The sequence below is a fragment of the Bradyrhizobium sp. NBAIM14 genome (assembly GCF_020193895.1).
GTDB classification, from domain to species: domain Bacteria; phylum Pseudomonadota; class Alphaproteobacteria; order Rhizobiales; family Xanthobacteraceae; genus Bradyrhizobium; species Bradyrhizobium yuanmingense.
Map to the genome: position 1 here is coordinate 287,758 of NZ_JADYVQ010000004.1, position 17,937 is coordinate 305,694.

The window sequence follows — 17,937 nt, forward strand, 5'->3', positions numbered from 1 at the left end:
TTCATGTTTTGCAGGGGAATGGCCGCGCGCCTCGCGTGCGCGGCAGCGTGTCTGATTGCAGCATCGGCGCTTGCACCGGCTCACGCCCAGACTTTAACGATGCGAAGCGCGCTGTCGCGCGCGCTGGCGGCGAGCCCGCGCCTGACGGCAGCCGAGCGCGACGTCGGCATCGCCACCGGCCAGCGTATCCAGGCGGGCGCCCTGCTCAATCCGGAACTGTCCTACGAACAGGACGATTCATTCGGCTCCGGCAGATATCGCGGAACGCGCTCGGCGGAGACCACGCTCCAGATCAGCCAGGCCTTCGAGCTGTTCGGCAAGCGCGAGGCGCGGATTGCCGCAGGCGCAGCCGGCGTCGAGGTCGCCGCGATCCAGCGCAAGGCGATCAGGCTGGAGGTGCTGTCGGAGACCGCGATCGCCTTTCTCAGCGTGCTCGGCGCGCAGCGGCGCATCCAGATCCTCGACGAGCAGATCGCCGCGATCGACCGCCTGACGCCGCTTCTGCGCCGCCGTGTCGAGGCCGGTGCCTCCTCGCCGGCGGAGACCGGCCGCGCCGAGGTCGCCTCCGCCCTGGTGAAGGCGGACCGCGAGCGCTTCAAGGCGACGCTGGCGAGCGCCCGGCGCGAGCTTGCGGTGCTGATGGGCGATCCCGCCGCCAAATTCGGCGAGGTGTCCGGCCGGCTCGACACCACCGGGCGGCCGCCGGCGTTCCAGGCCGTGGTTGCCGCCATCGACGCCAATCCGCAGCTGGTGCGCTGGACCGCAGTCTACGCCCAGCGTAATGCCGAGCTGCTACTGGCGCGGCTCAGGCCCTATCCGGACGTGCGGATCGCGGCTGGCTGGCGCCACTTCAACGAAACGGGCGACGATGCGGCGCGGCTGACCGTCTCCGTGCCGATCCCCGTCTTCGACCAGAACCAGGGTAACATCCTCTCGGCCCAGGAAAGCCTCGCCAAGACCAAAGCCGAGCGCGAGGCCAACCGCAACGCGCTGATCGTGATCGCCGGCCGCGCCTATGACTCGCTGCAGGGATCGCTGCGCGAGCTCGCGGTGCTGCGCGAGACCGCAATTCCCAAGGCCGTCGAAGCGTCCGAGGCGATTTCGCAAGGCTATGGCCAGGGCCGCTTCACCCTGCTCGAAGTGCTCGACGCCCAGGCCAGCGTCACCCAGGCGCGGCTGCGCGAGCAGGAGGCGCTGCAGAATTTCCACGCCGGCGTGGCCATCATCGAAGGCCTTGTCGGCAATCCCTTTACGCTGGCCCGGGAGAGCGCGCGATGAAGACGTCCTCCACCATCCTTGTAGCCATCGTCGCCGCCGCGCTAGGCGCTTACGGCTATTCCCTGCTCGCAGCAGACAAGCTCGCGCACACCGAGCACGGCGAACACGCCGAGCATTCCGAACATAAGAAGCCGAACGATCGCGTCGAGCAGGACGAGCACGGCGCCGACCGCATCCGCATCTCCGACGTCAAGCTGGCGGCCGCGGGCGTCACGCTGGCGGAAGCCGCGAGCGCCACGTTGACCGACACGCTCGCCTTCAACGGCATCCTGCGCGCCAACCAGGAAGCCGTGGTCCAGGTGACGCCGCGCTTTCCGGGCCTCGCCAAATCCATCCAGAAGCGGATCGGCGACAAGGTCGGCAAGGACGACCTGCTCGCCGCGATCGAGAGCAACCAGAGCCTCACCGTCTACGAGCTGAAGGCGCCGATTGCCGGCACCATCATCGAGCGGCAGATCTCGCTCGGCGAATACGCCTCCGAGCAGAAGCCGGCCTTCGTGGTCGCCGACCTCTCCACGATCTGGGTCGACCTGTCGATCTACCGCCAGGACCTCCGCCGCGTCCGCCTCAACGACGAGGTCCTGATCGATCCCGACGACGGCCGCGGCGAGATCAAGGGCACGATCTCCTACATGGCACCGATCGGCTCGAGCGAGACCCAGACCGCGCTGGCGCGCGTGGTGCTGCCAAATCCGGACGGACGGCTGCGGCCCGGCCTGTTCGTCACGGCGCGGCTGATCCTCGCAGCGCGCAATGTCGCGGTTGCCGTGCGCCGCAGCGCGATCCAGACGCTGGAGAACAAGACCATCGTGTTCGTGCGCGAGGACGGCGACAAGATCGAGGCGCGCCCGGTCGAAACAGGCGATTCCGATCCGCGCCATGTCGAGATCAAGGCCGGGCTTTCGGCCGGCGAGCATTACGTCGCGGAGAACAGCTTCGTCGTGAAGGCGGAGATGGGCAAGGGTGAGGCCGAGCATGATTGAGCGTCTCATCGCCGTCTCGCTGCAGCAGCGCTGGCTGGTCCTCGTCCTCGCGCTCGGCGCCGTCGCCTTTGGCGCCTGGAATTTCCAGCGCCTGCCGATCGACGCCGTGCCTGATATCACCAACGTCCAGGTCCAGATCAACACCCGCGCTCCCGGCTATTCGCCGCTCGAGACCGAGCAACGCATCACCTTCCCGGTCGAGACTGCGATGGGCGGCTTGCCAAAGCTCGACTACACCCGCTCGCTGTCGCGCTACGGCCTCAGCCAGGTCACGGTCGTCTTCAAGGACGGCACCGACATCTACTTCGCCCGGCAGCTCGTCGGCGAGCGCATCCAGCAGGTGAAAGACCAGCTGCCGGCGGGTGTCGAGGTCGCGATGAGTCCCATCTCGACCGGCCTCGGCGAAATCTTCATGTACACCGTCGAGGCCAAGGCGGGCGCGAAGACGCAGGGCGACCGCGACTATTCGCTGACCGACTTGCGCACCGTGCAGGACTGGATCATCCGACCGCAGCTTCGCAACGTGCCGGGCGTGATCGAAGTCAACACGATCGGCGGCTTCGAGCGGCAATTCCACGTGCTGCCGGATCCCGGCAAGCTGATGGCCTACCGGCTCGGCTTCCGCGACGTGATGACCGCGCTCGCCGCCAACAACGCCAATGTCGGGGCCGGCTATATCGAGCGCAACGGCGAGCAATATTTGGTTCGCTCGCCGGGCCAGGTCGGCACTGTCAGCGAAATCCAGGACATCGTCATCGGCTCGCGCGGCGGCAATCCGGTCAGGATCAGGGACGTCGCTGCTGTCACCGAGGGGCGCGATTTGCGCACGGGCGCTGCGACCTGGAACGGCGAGGAGACCGTGCTCGGCACCGCCATGCTGCTGATCGGCGAGAACAGCCGGACCGTGGCCCGCCGCGTCGCAGCCCGTCTGGAGGACATCGCCAAATCGCTGCCCGAGGGCGTCGTGACGCGGACCGTCTACGACCGCACCGATCTCGTCGAAGCCACCATCCGCACCGTCAGGAACAACCTGCTGGAAGGCGCGGCGCTGGTGGTCGCCGTGCTGTTCCTGATCCTCGGCAACTTCCGCGCCGCGCTGGTCACGGCCTGCGTCATTCCGCTGTCCATGGCGTTGACGATCACCGGCATGGTCGAGACCAAGGTCAGCGCCAACCTGATGAGCTTGGGGGCGATCGACTTCGGCATCATCGTCGACGGCGCCGTGATCATCGTCGAGAACTGCCTGCGCATGCTGGCGGTGGCTCAGCGCGAGAAAGGCGGGCTGCTGACGACGCCCGAACGGCTGCGCGCGATCCTGCGCGGGTCGAGCGAGGTGATCAAGCCGAGCCTGTTCGGAACGCTGATCATCGCCGTGGTCTATTTGCCCGTGCTGACGCTGACCGGCGTCGAGGGCAAGATGTTCACGCCGATGGCGCTGACGGTGCTGATGGCGCTGGGCGCGGCCGTGCTGTTCTCCATCACCTTCGTGCCGGCGGCCGTCGCCATCTTCGTCACCGGCAAGGTGTCCGAGCACGAAAACCTGTTCATGCGCGCGGCGAAGCGCGCCTACGTCCCCCTGCTCCGCTTTGCCATCGATAACCGGCTCGCCGTCGCCCTTTCCGCCGTGCTCATCGTGACCGCGAGCGGCATCGCCGCCTCGCGCATGGGCGGCGAGTTCATTCCGAGTCTCGACGAAGGCGACGTCGCGCTGGCCTCGATCCGGATTCCAGGTACCAGCCTCACGCAGTCGCTGGACCTGCAGAAGGCGCTGGAAAAGCGCATCATGCAGATTCCGGAGGTGAAGGAGTTCTTCACCCGCATCGGCACCGCGGAGATCGCCACCGACCCGATGTCGCCGGCGCAGACCGATGGCTACGTCATGCTGAAGCCGCGCGCCGAATGGCCCGATCCGGGCAAGTCGAAATCGGAGGTGGTCGAGGCCATCGAGCATGCTGCAGACGAGATTCCCGGCAGCGCCTACGAAATCTCCCAGCCGATCCAGTTCCGCGTCAACGAGCTGATCTCCGGCGTCCGCACCGATGTCGGCGTCAAGATCTTCGGCGACGATCTCGACATCCTGCAAGGCGCCGCCAAGCAGGTGGAGGCCGCGATCCGCGGCATCCGCGGCGCCAGCGACGTCAAGATCGAGCAGGTCTCGGGCTTGCCGATCCTCACCGTGCGCCTCGATCGCCAGGCGCTTGCCCGCTACGGCCTCAGCGTCGCCGAGGTGCAGGGCATCGTCGAGATCGCGGTCGGCGGCAAGTCGGCCGGCAAGCTGTTCGAAGGCGATCGCCGCTTCGACATCGTGGTGCGCCTGCCGGAGCACCTGCGCGGCAATCTCGAGGCGATCCGGGCGATCCCGATCCCGCTGCCGCCCGCCGAGGAGGCGGTAACCGGCAGCGCCGTTCGAACGGCGCTGGCCAGCTCGCCCCTCACCCAGATGCGCTATGTGCCGCTGTCATCGGTCGCCACCGTCGATGCGACGCCGGGGCCGAACCAGATCAGCCGCGAGAACGGCAAGCGGCGCATCGTCGTCACGGCCAATGTCCGCGCGCGCGACCTCGGCTCTTTCGTCGCGGAGGCCGAGGCCGCGGTGGCCGAGAAGGTCAAGCTACCGCCGGGTTACTGGATCGGCTGGGGCGGCCAGTTCGAGCAGCTGGTCTCGGCCACCAAGCGCCTGACGATCGTGGTGCCGGTGGCGCTGCTGCTGGTGTTCCTGCTCCTGTTCATGGGCATGGGATCGGCGGCGGATGCGGCGCTGGTGTTCTCCGGCGTGCCGCTGGCGCTGACCGGCGGCGTCGCGGCGCTGCTGCTGCGCGACATTCCGCTATCCATCAGCGCCGGCGTCGGCTTCATCGCGCTATCCGGCGTTGCCGTTCTCAATGGCCTCGTCATCATCGCCTTCATCGAGCGTCTGCGCAGCGAGGGACGCTCGGTCGCGGAGGCCGTGCGCGAAGGCGCGCTGACACGGCTGCGCCCGGTGTTGATGACGGCGCTCGTCGCCTCGCTCGGCTTCGTGCCGATGGCGCTCGCCACCGGCGCCGGGGCCGAGGTGCAGCGGCCGCTCGCAACCGTGGTGATCGGCGGCATTCTCTCCTCGACCGTCCTGACGCTGCTGGTGCTGCCGGCGCTGTACGTGCTCTTCCGCCGTGACGTGGCAGATGAAACGCCTACAATGGCCCCTGATTTGGCGGCGTCTGCGGAGCGCTAGAATTGGGCAGCCACGACCACCACGGTCATCACGACCATGATCATGCGGGCCACTCGCATGCGCATGGCCATACACACGATCATGGTCATGGACACGGCCATGTCCATGCACCCGCCAATTTCGGCAAGGCGTTCGCGCTCGGCATTACGCTCAACATCGCGCTCGTCGTCGCCGAGGCGGTTTACGGCTATGTCGGCAACTCCACCGCCCTGCTCGCCGATGCCGGCCATAATTTGTCGGACGTGCTCGGCCTCGTCATTGCCTGGGGCGCCTCGATCGCAGCCCGCCGCGCGCCCAAAGGCCGCTTTACCTACGGCTTTCGCGCCTCCACCATCCTGGCGGCGCTGGCCAATGCGGTGTTCCTGCTGGTCGCGACCGGCGCGATCGGCTGGGAGGCGATCCTGCGCCTGCGCGAGCCGGAGCCGGTCGCAGGCGTCACCGTGATGGTGGTCGCCGGCATCGGCATCCTCATCAACGGTTTCACCGCCCTGCTGTTCGCTGGCGGACGCAAGGACGACATCAACATCGAAGGCGCGTATCTGCACATGGCCGCCGACGCCGCGGTCTCGCTCGGCGTCGTGGTCTCGGCCGCGCTGATCATCTGGACCGGCTGGCTCTGGCTCGATCCCATCACCAGCCTCATGATCTGCGCCACCATCCTCTGGAGCACGACCAGCCTCTTGCGCGGCTCCATCGACATGTCGATGGCGGCCGCGCCCAAGGGTACCGACCTCGCCGCAATCAGGGTGTTCCTGCTGGCGCGACCGGGTGTGTCGGGGATTCACGATCTCCACGTCTGGCCGATCTCGACCACCGAGACGGCGCTGACCTGCCATCTCGTGATGCCCGCAGGCAGCGACGACGCATTCCTGATGCAGACGACGGAGCTCCTCAAGACATCCTTCCGCATCGGCCACACCACGCTCCAGGTCGAGACGCATCCCGACAACGGCTGCGCGCTCGCGCCGGATGATGTGGTGTGAGGCGACTCTGCCTCCGCATCGTCATTGCGAGGAGCCGTTGCGACGAAGCAATCTAGATTGTCTCCGCGGAGGGATTCTGGATTGCTTCGCTTCGCTCGCAATGACGGTGGAGAGCGCTGCGCCCTACCCCGCCTTCGCCGTCACGATCCAGATCGCGCCCTGGAGCGCCACGCTCTGCTCCTTCAGGAACGGCGCGAGCGCCTCGCGGATCGAAACCTTGGCAGCTTCATAAGTCTCGGGCGGATGGCCCTGGAGTGCGCGGCTGGCGGGACCGATCTGGAGAGAGCCGTCGACGGCGGCCTCGAGCCCGCCGCCGATAGCAATGTCCATCGCCAGATTGTGCGGCTCCATCGCGACGTCCGAGAATCCTGCGCCTTTCAGGATGCGCATGACGCGCTCTTCCGAAGCAAAGGCGAACGGGCCCGGCTCCTCCGGCCCAACCGGCGGCATCTTGGGCACGTGCTTGTAGACCGCCATCAGCGGCGTCATCGCCCACGGATTTTCCTTCGGCTCCCGCCAGCAGGCGAAGGCGAGCCGGCCGGCCGGCTTCAGCGCGCGACGCAGATTGGCGAAGGACGCGATGGGATCGGCGAAGAACATCACGCCGAAGCGTGAAGCGAGCAGATCGAAGCTCGCCGGTTCGAACGGATAAACGGTCGCATCCGCCAGCACGAAGTCGAGCGGCAGGCCCTTCGGCGCGAGCGCCCGCGCCTGCGCCAGCATCGGCTCGGAGACGTCGAGGCCAAGCGCGAAGCCATCGGGCGCCACCGCCTTTGCGAAGGCAAACGTCGTCGCGCCGGAGCCGCAGCCGACATCCAGAACGCGCTCGCCCGGCTTCGGCTTGGCGCGGTCGATCAACACGTCGGCAATAGGGCCGAGCAGCTTCTCCTGCGCCGCGTGGCGATCGGCCCAGCGCTGCCCGCTCGGCCCGTTCCAATAGGCGATCTGGTCGGCGTTCTCTGCGTGCCCGGCGGGTCGTTCCATTCAAGGCTCCATCATCTATTCTTGCTCTATCATAGAAGCTTGTTCGGTCGAAAAGCGGGCGCCCTAACGTCAGGCACGTGTGAGAGCGCTTTGGAGGTCGCGCGACGGATTGCCGCGTCGGCGCGTACCGGCCCGTCCGGGCCGCGTCCGATCAGAGACTGACTTTCGGAAAACTGTCGATGTCCGCAGCACTGGACTGCACGCGTCGAACCGTCAGAACCGTCTGCTAGCAAAGAGGTTCTTCTGGACGCCATCCGGTCCCTTCGAAGGGCCAAGGCTCGCACCCTCTGCTCCCACGAGACCGACACCAGAAACGCTGTGTCGCGAAAAGCCCGGCTCGCGGCTGGATATGCACAGGCGAGCCGCACACTTTCCGCGATTGTAGCCTTCCTGCAACAGCATTCTGAATCAAACTTCGTATGTTTGTCCCGAGGAGTCGATTGTGGCTTGGCGAGGCGTCGCTTGGCCGCGGTCTGGTGGAATGGGAATGTTTGGAATGAAGCAGGTTGCGCCCGCCCTCGTGGCATTGGTGACGTTTTCCGGATCAGCATTGGCAGCCGACCTTCCGCGCAAATACGCCAAGCCACCGGCTGTCGCCGCAGCTTTCGTCAACTGGACCGGCTGCTATGTCGCGGGCGGCGGCGGCTACGGCATGTGGAATCAGGAAAATTCGACTTTTGTCGACGGTCCGCCCCGCTTTCAGAATGCCGATACGATCACCACCGGTGGCCGCGGGTACTTCGGGACGGTACAGGCGGGATGCGACTATCAGTTTGCGGCGGCCAGCGAGCGCTTCGTGATCGGCGCCTTCGGTGATTATGATTTCGCCAGTCTAACCGGGCGGCTCACTCCCTCCGGCTTCTCGATGGTTGGCGACGAGAAAATGAGCTCGGCCTGGGCGGTCGGCGGCCGGCTCGGCTGGCTGGCGACGCCTAGCCTGCTGACCTATGTCTCGGCGGGTTACACCGAAGCGACTTTCGACCGCACGAACTTCAATCTGAACTTTCCGCCCTTCGGAGTTGCGGCCGGCCTCTATCAGGACAAGCGAACCTACGATGGCTGGTTCATCGGCTCCGGCGCCGAATATGCGTTGGGCTTCCTGCCGGGTCTCTTCTGGAAAACGGAATACCGCTTCTCCGACTTCAATGTCGGCACAAATCCGATCCGGGATACGGCGAGCGGATTGCCGATCGGCTTTTCCGAGGATTCGAAGAAGTACGTCCACACTGTCCGCAGCGAGTTGGTCTACCGCTTCAATTCGAGCGGCCCCGCCGTCGATGTGACGTCTCCTGTCTATCTGAAGGCGCCTCCGGCCCCCACGCCGCTCACGAATTGGACCGGCTGCCACGTCGGCGGCGGCGGAGGCTATGGGCTCTGGAATCAGGACAACACGACCTACATCGATGGTCCCACCAGAACCCGCTTCAGCGATACAGCGACGACGGGAGGCCGCGGCTTCTTCGGGACTGTGCAGGGCGGCTGCGACTACCAGTTTGCGGCAGCGGGCGCGGCCTTCGTCGTCGGCGCATTCGGCGACTACGATATCGGCAGCCTCAAGGGCCAGCTCAGCCCGCCTCGCTTCGGGATCGTGGGCGAAGAGAAGATGAGCTCGGCCTGGGCGGGCGGCGGCCGGCTCGGCTGGCTGGCGACCCCGAGCCTCCTAACCTATTTCTCAGTCGGCTATACCGAAGCCAGCTTTGACCGTACCGATTTCACCCTCAACGCTGCGCCGTTCGGAAGACCAAGCGGCGTGTTCATGGACAAGCGTACCTACAGGGGCTGGTTCATCGGCGCCGGCGAAGAACACGCGCTGAAGATCGTGCCGGGCTTGTTCTGGAAGACCGAATATCGGTTCTCTGAATTCGACACCGCAACGAACGCCGTCCGCGACACGGCAACCGGTCTGTCGGTTGGAGCGTCGATCGATTCCGAGAAATGGGTTCATGCCGTTCGCAGCCAGCTGGTCTATCGCTTCAACTGGGGCGGCGGCCCCGTCGTGGCGAAGTACTGATCACCCCACTGCTGGTCGTCGCTAAGGCAAAGCTCCGGTTCGTCCGGGGCTTTTGCTTTCTGCATTCGGTCAATATGAAAGTCTGGAACAGAGTTACGCTTTGGGCTCCGGACCCGACGCAAGCGTCTCATCCGCGCGCATTGCGGCCGCATTGTTTCACCGAACGGCCACATCGGAATCAGATGCCAACCAGATTTCCGCGCTAGGTTCGCGCTTCCTCAAACTGGAAAAGGCATGACCATGCGCAGCTTCACGGCATCCGTCCTCGTTGCAGCTCTCTCGCTGGGAACACCTGCCCTGGTGCAGGCACAGGGCGCATCGTCGCAATCCGACACGGAGCAATCGTCCACGCAATCCAGCACTGTGATCCGGAGCATACAGGTTGTGGACGTCAAGGAACTGCAGCCGGCCGTGCGCGCGAAGGTCGATGAACTCGTGGCGCATACGAGCGAGACGGACATCCAGTCGCTTCGGCAGTCCATCGACGCCACACCGCAGGCCGCCTCCGTGCTCAAGGCCAAGGGCTTGAGCTCGGCACAAGTCGTCGCGATCAACATCGTCGACGGTGTCCTGACGATGTTCACCAAGACAGCCTGACACCCGCAGCATGATCGCTGGCTCCTCGGCCTTACGTCGAGATCGCGCTGCGAGAAAGATTGCCCTGCAGCGGACCTGCTGCAGGGTTGGCCGTGTCCGGCATGAAAGCTCTCACCGGGCCGGCAATTGCAGCCGGGTCGGGCGCGCTCGGCCCTTGCTTCGGCCCCCGCCGGGGCGCTAAAGAGGCGCCATTGGGCGGTTAGCTCAGCTGGTTAGAGCATCTCGTTTACACCGAGAGGGTCCGCGGTTCGAATCCGTGACCGCCCACCAGCCTTCGCTCGCATCGCGAGCTACGGCTCGGCAGGCCAGCACAGCAAGGTCATAAGCGCGAAGCGATCGAAGGCTGCCGCGCCGAAGCCCAACGGGCGAAGGCGGGCTCGGCCAGCCAACTTCAATCCTGCGGCCGCCCCGGCAGCAGCGGCACGGCATCGATCCACACCGCTGCCGATTGGCACCAGATCTGCCTCACCGGCCGCAGCGCATCCCGCTGGCGGATCGAGCCCCAACGGATGCCCCAATCGTCGGCCTGGTCGCCCTCGCCGCTGGTGAACAGCGGGGAACCGCAATCGGCACAGAAATGCTGAAAGCGCATCCGGCCGTTGTCGCCGCGCTTGCCGTAGATTTTGGGCGAGCCACGGGTCAGGCGGACATCGGCCTTGGTGCAGATGGCCGTCACGCGGAACGGCGAGCCGGTCAGCGTCTGGCAATCGGTGCAGTGACAGACCGAGACTGCCTCCGGATCGACCTCGGCCTCGAACGCGACCTTCCCGCAATGGCATTGCCCATCGACGTGCATTGCCTCCTCCCCTTCCCCAAACAAAAACGGCGCCCGAAGGCGCCGTTTTATCATCGTTTTCGAGCTGCGATCTCAGTGAGCGGTCAGGCCGCCGGCGGCTTCATCGCCGTCCGGCTTCACCGTCACCTTAGTGTCCTCTTCCCAGACGATCGGCGTAGGCTTCTTCACCAGCGCCTTGGCGACGACGTCATCGAGGCGCGAGACCGGGATGATCTCCATGCCGCCCTTGATCGCATCGGAAATCTCCGTGAGATCCTTGGCGTTGTCCTCGGGGATCAGCACCGTCTTGATGCCGCCGCGGGCCGCAGCCAGCAGCTTCTCCTTGAGGCCGCCGATCGGCAGCACGCGGCCGCGCAGCGTGATCTCGCCGGTCATCGCGACATCATGGCGGACCGGGATGCCGGTCATGACCGAGATGATCGCGGTGGCCATCGCAACACCTGCGGACGGGCCATCCTTCGGCGTCGCCCCTTCCGGCACGTGCACGTGGATGTCGCGCTTGTCGAACAGCGGCGGCTCGACGCCGTAGTTGATCGCGCGCGAGCGGACGTAGGACGCCGCCGCGGAGATCGACTCCTTCATGACGTCGCGCAGATTGCCCGTGACCGTCATCTTGCCCTTGCCGGGCATCATGACGCCTTCGATCGTCAGCAGCTCGCCGCCGACATCGGTCCAGGCAAGGCCGGTGACGATACCGACCTGCGGCTCGCTCTCGATCTCGCCGAAGCGGTACTTCGGCACGCCGAGCAACTCTTCCAGAGTCTTCTCGGTGACCTTGACCGACTTCTTCTTGGAGATCATCAGCTCCTTCACCGCCTTGCGGGCCAGTGTAGAGAGCTCACGCTCCAGGTTACGCACGCCCGCTTCGCGGGTGTAGCGGCGGATCAGAAGCAGCAGCGCCTCGTCGTCGATCGAGAACTCCTTGGAGTCCAGGCCGTGCTTGGACACCGCGTTCGGGATCAGGTGCTTGCGCGAGATCTCGACCTTCTCGTTCTCGGTGTAGCCCGCGATCCGGATGATCTCCATGCGGTCCATCAGGGGCCCCGGAATATTGAGCGTATTCGCGGTGGTGATGAACATCACGTTGGACAGATCGTAGTCGACCTCGAGATAGTGGTCGTTGAAGGTCCCGTTCTGCTCGGGGTCGAGAACCTCGAGCAGCGCCGAGGACGGATCGCCGCGGAAATCGGCGCCCATCTTGTCGATCTCGTCCAAGAGGAACAGCGGATTGGACGACTTCGCCTTGCGCATCGACTGGATGATCTTGCCGGGCATCGAGCCGATATAGGTGCGGCGGTGACCGCGGATCTCGGCCTCGTCGCGCACGCCGCCGAGCGAGACGCGCACGAACTCGCGCCCCGTCGCCTTCGCGATCGACTTGCCGAGCGAGGTCTTGCCGACGCCGGGAGGCCCGACCAGGCACAGGATCGGCCCCGTCAGCTTGTTGGCGCGCGACTGCACCGCGAGGTACTCGACGATACGCTCCTTGACCTTCTCCAGCCCATAGTGATCGGAGTCCAGGATGGCTTGCGCCTGCTCCAGGTCCTTCTTCACCTTGGACTTCTTGTTCCACGGGATCGACAGCAGCCAATCCAGATAGTTGCGCACGACGGTCGCTTCCGCGGACATCGGCGACATCTGGCGCAGCTTCTTCAATTCATGCTGCGCCTTCTCGCGCGCTTCCTTGGAGAGCTTGGTCTTCGAGATCTTCTCTTCGAGATCGGCGAGCTCGTCGCGACCGTCGTCGTCGCCGAGTTCCTTCTGGATCGCCTTCATCTGCTCGTTGAGATAGTACTCGCGCTGGGTCTTCTCCATCTGGCGCTTGACGCGGGACCGGATGCGCTTTTCGACCTGCAGCACCGAGATCTCGCTCTCCATCAGACCCAGCACCTTCTCCAGGCGCGTGGTGACCGACAGCGTCTCCAGTATGCCCTGGCGATCTGCGATCTTGACCGCGAGATGCGAGGCGACCGTATCGGCGAGCTTGGCGAAATCGGTGATCGCCTGCACGACGCCGACGACCTCGGCCGAGATCTTCTTGTTGAGCTTCACATAGCTCTCGAAGTCGGACACGACCGAGCGCGCCAACGCTTCCGCCTCGACCGATTTCGCGTCGGTGTCCGCAAGCGCGACGGCGGTCGCCTCATAATAGTCGGCGCGGTCGGTGTACTTCGCCACGCGCGCACGCTCGAGCCCTTCGACCAGCACCTTCACGGTGCCATCGGGAAGCTTCAGGAGCTGCAGCACGCTGGCAAGCGTACCGGTCTCGTAAATCGCATCGGGCGCCGGATCATCGTCGGACGCGTTCTTCTGCGTCGCGAGCATGATCAGCGCGTCGTTCTTCATCACCTCTTCGAGTGCGCGGATCGACTTCTCGCGACCGACGAAGAGCGGAACGATCATGTGCGGGAAGACGACGATGTCGCGCAGCGGCAGCACGGGATAGGCGTGTGCTTCGCCATGAACGATTGTTGGCCGGGGTTTTGGATTGGTCATGGCCTTTTCCTTTTGCTTTGCCCCCTTGCACGCAGCCCGCGATCATGCGCAACCGCCACAAGGTGCCGAGGTGATCCGCAGAACCGGTCGGTCCTCTACAAGTCGGACCGGCTCGCCGGAACGGAACTGAGGCGAATCTTGAAGAGAATTTTCGCTCGCCGCCGACATTAGGTGGCTATCGACCCGGGGGGTGTCAAGTCATTGAAAAACGCGCGCCATCAGGCGCTTACGCAACGCGGCAAGCGACGCAACACCAGCTGCGGAACCACGGCTCCGCAGCCAACTCGAGGAGACGATTGGAGCTTTCCAGCGCCGTCAGATCAGGCGCTGGCGTTCTCGACGGCACGATCGGACCGATCGGCATAGATGTAGAGCGGACGCGCCGTGCCTTCCACGACTTCGCGGGAAATCACGACTTCTTCCACACCTTCCAGGCCCGGCAGGTCGAACATGGTCTCGAGCAGGATCGCCTCGAGGATCGAACGCAGGCCTCGCGCGCCGGTCTTGCGCTCGATCGCCTTGCGGGCGACCGCGCCAAGCGCCTCGTCGGCGAAGGTCAGCTCGATGTTCTCCATCTCGAACAGCCGCTGGTACTGTTTCACCAGCGCGTTCTTCGGCTCCGTCAGGATCTTCTTCAGCGAGGTCTCGTCGAGATCCTCGAGCGTCGCCACGACCGGCAGACGACCGACGAACTCGGGGATGAGGCCGTACTTCAGGAGGTCCTCAGGCTCGACGTGACGGAAGATCTCGCCGGTCCGGCGATCCTCCGGCGCGAGCACCTGGGCGCCGAAGCCGATCGAGGTCGACCGACCGCGCGCCGAGATGATCTTCTCGAGGCCGGCAAAGGCGCCGCCGCAGATGAACAGGATGTTGGTGGTATCCACCTGCAGGAACTCCTGCTGCGGATGCTTGCGGCCGCCCTGCGGCGGGACCGAAGCCACCGTGCCTTCCATGATCTTGAGCAGCGCCTGCTGCACGCCCTCACCCGACACGTCGCGCGTGATCGAGGGGTTGTCGGACTTGCGGCTGATCTTGTCGATTTCGTCGATGTAGACGATGCCGCGCTGGGCGCGCTCGACGTTGTAGTCGGCGGCCTGGAGCAGCTTCAGGATGATGTTCTCGACGTCCTCGCCGACATAGCCGGCTTCGGTCAGCGTCGTCGCATCGGCCATCGTGAACGGCACGTCCAGGATGCGGGCGAGCGTCTGCGCGAGCAGCGTCTTGCCCGAGCCGGTCGGACCGATCAGCAGGATGTTCGACTTCGCGAGCTCGACGTCGTTGTGCTTGGTCTGATGGTTGAGGCGCTTGTAGTGGTTGTGCACCGCGACCGACAGGACCTTCTTCGCATGGCTCTGGCCGATGACGTAATCGTCCAGCACCTTGCAGATTTCCTTCGGCGTCGGAATACCGTCGCGCGACTTGACCAGCGAGGATTTGTTCTCCTCGCGGATGATGTCCATGCAGAGCTCGACGCACTCGTCGCAGATGAAGACCGTGGGACCCGCGATCAGTTTGCGGACTTCGTGCTGGCTCTTGCCGCAGAACGAGCAATATAGCGTGTTCTTGGAGTCGCTCGTGCCGACCTTACTCATTCATGTCTCCGTCCGCGGTTCGATCCCGTTCCGCTCGATCGCTCCATTCCGACACGATGGTCGGCATGAAGCTTAAGTAGAGCAAATTCCGTACCAAAAAAGACCCTACGCTTTACTACATTCCGTGCGAATCACGGTGGTTCGATTCTCCCGCGATCATAGCCGATCAATCGTAGCCAACCATGCTGTCACCCGACTATCAAGAATTCGCTAATCGGGGGTCGCCGGCTACCCGTGACAATACCGTGATTTCCGGTCTTGGCACGGGCGAAGTGATGGAAAACACCCCGGCGTTGCTGGATTGCCACGAAAAACAAGCACGAAAGCGGAACTTTCTGCTTGTCGCAGGGCGCAAAACCGCGTTTTGCGCCGCGCGCACGCGCACCTAACGTGAACGCTGCCCTGACGGGTCCACGGCAAACCGAGGGCTCGCCGTGACGCCTCAGTAGTGCTACGGGGCCTTCGCCGGCGCCGGCTCCTCGGCGCGCTTGTCGATCACCTTGTCGACCAGGCCGAACTCCTTGGCGTCGTTCGCAGTGAGGAACTTATCGCGTTCCAGCGCATCCTCGATCGACTTGTAGGTCTGGCCGGTGTGCTTGACGTAGATCTCGTTGAGCCGCTTCTTCAGGTTCAGGATCTCCTGGGCGTGCAGCATGATGTCGGTTGCCTGGCCCTGGAAGCCGCCGGAGGGCTGGTGCACCATGATGCGCGCGTTCGGCAGCGAGAAGCGCATGTCCTTCTCGCCGGCGCAAAGCAGCAGCGAGCCCATCGAAGCCGCCTGACCGGTGCACAGGGTCGAGACCGGCGGGCGGATGAACTGCATGGTGTCGTAGATCGCAAGGCCCGACGTCACCACGCCGCCCGGCGAGTTGATGTACATCGAGATTTCCTTCTTCGGATTTTCCGCCTCGAGGAACAAGAGCTGCGCGACGATCAGCGTCGACATGCCATCCTCGACCGGGCCGGTCACGAAGATGATGCGCTCCTTCAAGAGGCGCGAGAAAATGTCGTAGGCGCGCTCGCCACGGTTGGTCTGCTCGACCACCATGGGCACGAGGTTCATGTAGGTTTCAACCGGATCGCGCATGAGTCACCTAGGGTTTCGGAGACGGACATCGCCGGGCAGGCTTGCCAGCTTGGCTGGATTTGCCGGAAGGCGAATGGACGTCCTGTGATGCAGGAACTTGGGTAAGAAGCAGAAAGGCGTAGCGACAGATATAGCCCATTTCGCTTCTGACAAGTGCGCAGCGCATTAAGGCTTAATCCGTGGCGGCAGTTGAAGCTGATTCGCACAAAGAGGCCCAGCCGGCCACCTGGCTAGCTGGGCCTCTTCGCTCATCATCCTTAATAGCGGGCTATCTCAAACCCTTCAGGCCGCGGTCTTTTCCGCGTCGTCGTCCTTGTAGAGGTCCTCGCGCGAAACCTTCTTCTCGGTCACGTTGGCGAGCTCGAGGATGAAGTCGACCACCTTGTCCTCGTAGATCGGTGCACGAAGCTGGGCCAACGCCTGGGCGTTGTTGCGGTAGAAGTCCCAGACCTCCTTTTCGCGGCCGGGCATCGAGCGCGCGCGCTCGATCACGGCGCGGCCGACCTCGTCGTCGGTCACCGTGATCTTGTTCTTCTCGCCGATCTCGGAGAGCACGAGGCCAAGCCGCACGCGGCGATCGGCGATCTTGCGATACTCCTCCTTTGCCTTGTCCTCGGTGGTGTCCTCGTCGGCAAAGGTCTTGCCGGCGGAGTCCATCTCGGCCTTGACCGAGTTCCACATCAGGCTGAACTCCTCGTCCACCAGCGAGGGCGGCGCCTCGAAGCGATGCGCCTCGTCGAGGCGGTCGAGCAGCGCGCGCTTGACGCGCTGGCGCGTGGCGGTGGCGAACTCGGCGGTCAGGCGCTCGCGCGCGGCCTCTTTGAGCTTGTCCAGCGATTCCAGGCCGAGCGACTTGGCGAACTCGTCGTCGATCGCAAGGTCCTGCGGCGCCTCGATCAGGGTCGCGGTGGTCTCGAACTCCGCCGGCTGGCCGGCGAGCTTGTCGTTCATGTAGTTCTTCGGGAACGACACCTTCAGCGTGCGCGTCTCACCCGCGCCGATGCCGATGAGCTGCTCCTCGAAGCCCGGAATGAAGGTGTTGGAGCCGATCAGGACCTGGATGCCCTCGCCGGTGCCGCCTTCGAAGATTTCGCCGTTGATGCGGCCCGTGAAGTTGATGGTAACGCGGTCGCCCGACTCAGCCTTGGTGCCCTCGCCCTTGGCGGCATAGGTGCGGTTGGAATCGGCGATGCGCTTGATCGCCTCGTCGACATCGGCGTCGGTGACATCAGCAACTGGCTTCTCGACCTGGAAGCTCTTGAAGTCGGCGAGCGCGATCGCCGGCACTACTTCGATGGCGACCGTGTAGGTCAAATCCGTCTTGCCGCTCAGCAGCTCCTCGACCTCGGCCTGTTCGCTCGGCATGGTGATTTTCGGCTCGGTCGCAAGGCGAAAGCCGCGCTCGGAGAACAGCTGCGTGTTGGTGTCGCGGATGGTCTGGTCGATGGTCTCGGCCATGACCGAGCGACCATAGACCTTCTTCAGATGCGAGACCGGCACCTTGCCCGGACGGAAGCCGTTGATACGGACCTTGTCCTTGAGGTCGACGAGCTTGGCGCCGGCCTTGGCGTCGAGATCAGACGCGGGAACGCTGATCTTGAACTCGTGCTTCAAACCTTCCGAGAGGGTTTCTGTGACCTGCATGGCGTCCAATCTTCTTTTCGTTCGGCCCCGGCACGTCGCGCGCCGGGACGCTGTCGTTAATCGATCCGGCGCGAGGCAAACGCCTTCACGCCGGTGGTTCATCGGACCCGCTCCAGGCGGATGATCATCCGCGCGGAAGCAGGCCTCGTAATCCGTGCAAACGCGATAAGCGCTTGGTGCGGGCGGAGGGACTCGAACCCCCACAACTTTCGTCACTGGAACCTAAATCCAGCGCGTCTACCAGTTCCGCCACGCCCGCGTGAATTCGCATCAAG

13 protein-coding genes and 2 tRNA genes are annotated in these 17,937 nt (G+C 64.6%); 8 read left to right on the forward strand and 7 right to left on the reverse strand.

Annotated features, from left to right (window positions below; all coding sequences use genetic code 11):
• Positions 1–3: 3 nt before the first annotated feature.
• The 4 genes from ihpA to I6F28_RS13120 are packed head-to-tail and all read left to right on the forward strand — an operon-like array spanning position 4 to position 6,455.
• The gene (gene ihpA / locus I6F28_RS13105; RefSeq protein WP_036010223.1) at positions 4–1,278 is read left to right on the forward strand and encodes a divalent metal ion exporter subunit IhpA; all 1,275 of its coding nucleotides are present in this window, start codon (positions 4–6) and stop codon (positions 1,276–1,278) included.
• Entirely contained in the window at positions 1,275–2,261 is a 987-nt protein-coding gene (ihpB, locus tag I6F28_RS13110) for a divalent metal ion exporter adaptor subunit IhpB (RefSeq protein ID WP_225125155.1), read from the forward strand. The genes ihpA and ihpB overlap by 4 nt, the downstream gene beginning before the upstream one ends.
• Positions 2,254–5,472, forward strand: coding sequence for an efflux RND transporter permease subunit (locus tag I6F28_RS13115; protein WP_225140068.1), 3,219 nt, complete (start codon positions 2,254–2,256; stop codon positions 5,470–5,472). Before ihpB ends, I6F28_RS13115 begins: the two co-directional genes overlap by 8 nt.
• Before the next feature lie 2 nt (positions 5,473–5,474).
• Positions 5,475–6,455, forward strand: coding sequence for a cation diffusion facilitator family transporter (locus tag I6F28_RS13120; RefSeq protein WP_225140069.1), 981 nt, complete (start codon positions 5,475–5,477; stop codon positions 6,453–6,455).
• A 123-nt stretch (positions 6,456–6,578) separates the two neighbouring features.
• Here the strand turns inward: I6F28_RS13120 and I6F28_RS13125 are convergent, their stop codons facing one another.
• Complete coding sequence (locus I6F28_RS13125) at positions 6,579–7,439, reverse strand: class I SAM-dependent methyltransferase (protein WP_225140070.1); 861 nt, start codon at positions 7,437–7,439, stop codon at positions 6,579–6,581.
• Positions 7,440–7,935: 496 nt separating this feature from the next.
• Between I6F28_RS13125 and I6F28_RS13130 the strand changes: the two genes are divergently transcribed.
• The 3 genes from I6F28_RS13130 (at position 7,936) to I6F28_RS13140 (ending at position 10,317) form a co-directional block, all read left to right on the forward strand.
• A complete protein-coding gene (locus I6F28_RS13130; protein ID WP_225140071.1) occupies positions 7,936–9,450 on the forward strand; it encodes an outer membrane protein in 1,515 nt (504 codons plus the stop codon).
• A 234-nt stretch (positions 9,451–9,684) separates the two neighbouring features.
• Positions 9,685–10,047, forward strand: a complete 363-nt coding sequence (locus I6F28_RS13135; RefSeq protein WP_051057016.1) for a hypothetical protein — start codon at positions 9,685–9,687, stop codon at positions 10,045–10,047.
• Between the two features lie 193 nt (positions 10,048–10,240).
• Positions 10,241–10,317 (forward strand) — tRNA-Val (locus I6F28_RS13140).
• Positions 10,318–10,438: 121 nt separating this feature from the next.
• On the opposite strand, the gene I6F28_RS13145 is transcribed toward I6F28_RS13140, so the two are convergent.
• The 3 genes from I6F28_RS13145 to clpX form a co-directional block, all read right to left on the reverse strand.
• Positions 10,439–10,843: a GFA family protein gene (locus I6F28_RS13145; RefSeq protein WP_036025378.1), complete on the reverse strand. Its 405-nt coding sequence runs from the start codon at positions 10,841–10,843 to the stop codon at positions 10,439–10,441.
• Positions 10,844–10,915: 72 nt separating this feature from the next.
• Positions 10,916–13,339, reverse strand: coding sequence for an endopeptidase La (gene lon, locus I6F28_RS13150; RefSeq protein WP_036010279.1), 2,424 nt, complete (start codon positions 13,337–13,339; stop codon positions 10,916–10,918).
• A gap of 320 nt (positions 13,340–13,659) precedes the next feature.
• Positions 13,660–14,931, reverse strand: a complete 1,272-nt coding sequence (gene clpX / locus I6F28_RS13155; RefSeq protein WP_008547851.1) for an ATP-dependent Clp protease ATP-binding subunit ClpX — start codon at positions 14,929–14,931, stop codon at positions 13,660–13,662.
• Between the two features lie 182 nt (positions 14,932–15,113).
• On the opposite strand from clpX, the gene I6F28_RS13160 reads away from it, so the two are divergent.
• Positions 15,114–15,320, forward strand: a complete 207-nt coding sequence (locus I6F28_RS13160) for a hypothetical protein (RefSeq protein ID WP_128265601.1) — start codon at positions 15,114–15,116, stop codon at positions 15,318–15,320.
• Between the two features lie 62 nt (positions 15,321–15,382).
• Here the strand turns inward: I6F28_RS13160 and I6F28_RS13165 are convergent, their stop codons facing one another.
• The 3 genes from I6F28_RS13165 to I6F28_RS13175 all read right to left on the reverse strand — a co-directional run bounded on the left by I6F28_RS13165 (position 15,383) and on the right by I6F28_RS13175 (position 17,921).
• The gene (locus I6F28_RS13165; RefSeq protein ID WP_025036638.1) at positions 15,383–16,018 is read right to left on the reverse strand and encodes an ATP-dependent Clp protease proteolytic subunit; all 636 of its coding nucleotides are present in this window, start codon (positions 16,016–16,018) and stop codon (positions 15,383–15,385) included.
• Positions 16,019–16,300: 282 nt separating this feature from the next.
• Complete coding sequence (gene tig / locus I6F28_RS13170; RefSeq protein WP_036010284.1) at positions 16,301–17,662, reverse strand: trigger factor; 1,362 nt, start codon at positions 17,660–17,662, stop codon at positions 16,301–16,303.
• 174 nt (positions 17,663–17,836) lie between these two features.
• Positions 17,837–17,921 (reverse strand) — tRNA-Leu (locus tag I6F28_RS13175).
• Between the last annotated feature and the right edge of the window lie 16 nt (positions 17,922–17,937).

Excerpts from the sequence above, each read along its gene's own strand:
- ihpA (WP_036010223.1), top strand. The coding sequence starts at position 4 with ATGTTTTGCAGGGGAATGGCCGCGCGCCTCGCGTGCGCGGCAGCGTGT.
- ihpB (WP_225125155.1), top strand. The coding sequence starts at position 1,275 with ATGAAGACGTCCTCCACCATCCTTGTAGCCATCGTCGCCGCCGCGCTA.
- I6F28_RS13115 (WP_225140068.1), top strand. The coding sequence starts at position 2,254 with ATGATTGAGCGTCTCATCGCCGTCTCGCTGCAGCAGCGCTGGCTGGTC.
- I6F28_RS13125 (WP_225140070.1), bottom strand. The coding sequence starts at position 7,439 with ATGGAACGACCCGCCGGGCACGCAGAGAACGCCGACCAGATCGCCTAT.
- I6F28_RS13130 (WP_225140071.1), top strand. The coding sequence starts at position 7,936 with ATGAAGCAGGTTGCGCCCGCCCTCGTGGCATTGGTGACGTTTTCCGGA.
- I6F28_RS13135 (WP_051057016.1), top strand. The coding sequence starts at position 9,685 with ATGACCATGCGCAGCTTCACGGCATCCGTCCTCGTTGCAGCTCTCTCG.
- I6F28_RS13145 (WP_036025378.1), bottom strand. The coding sequence starts at position 10,843 with ATGCACGTCGATGGGCAATGCCATTGCGGGAAGGTCGCGTTCGAGGCC.
- lon (WP_036010279.1), bottom strand. The coding sequence starts at position 13,339 with ATGACCAATCCAAAACCCCGGCCAACAATCGTTCATGGCGAAGCACAC.
- clpX (WP_008547851.1), bottom strand. The coding sequence starts at position 14,931 with ATGAGTAAGGTCGGCACGAGCGACTCCAAGAACACGCTATATTGCTCG.
- I6F28_RS13160 (WP_128265601.1), top strand. The coding sequence starts at position 15,114 with ATGCTGTCACCCGACTATCAAGAATTCGCTAATCGGGGGTCGCCGGCT.
- I6F28_RS13165 (WP_025036638.1), bottom strand. The coding sequence starts at position 16,018 with ATGCGCGATCCGGTTGAAACCTACATGAACCTCGTGCCCATGGTGGTC.
- tig (WP_036010284.1), bottom strand. The coding sequence starts at position 17,662 with ATGCAGGTCACAGAAACCCTCTCGGAAGGTTTGAAGCACGAGTTCAAG.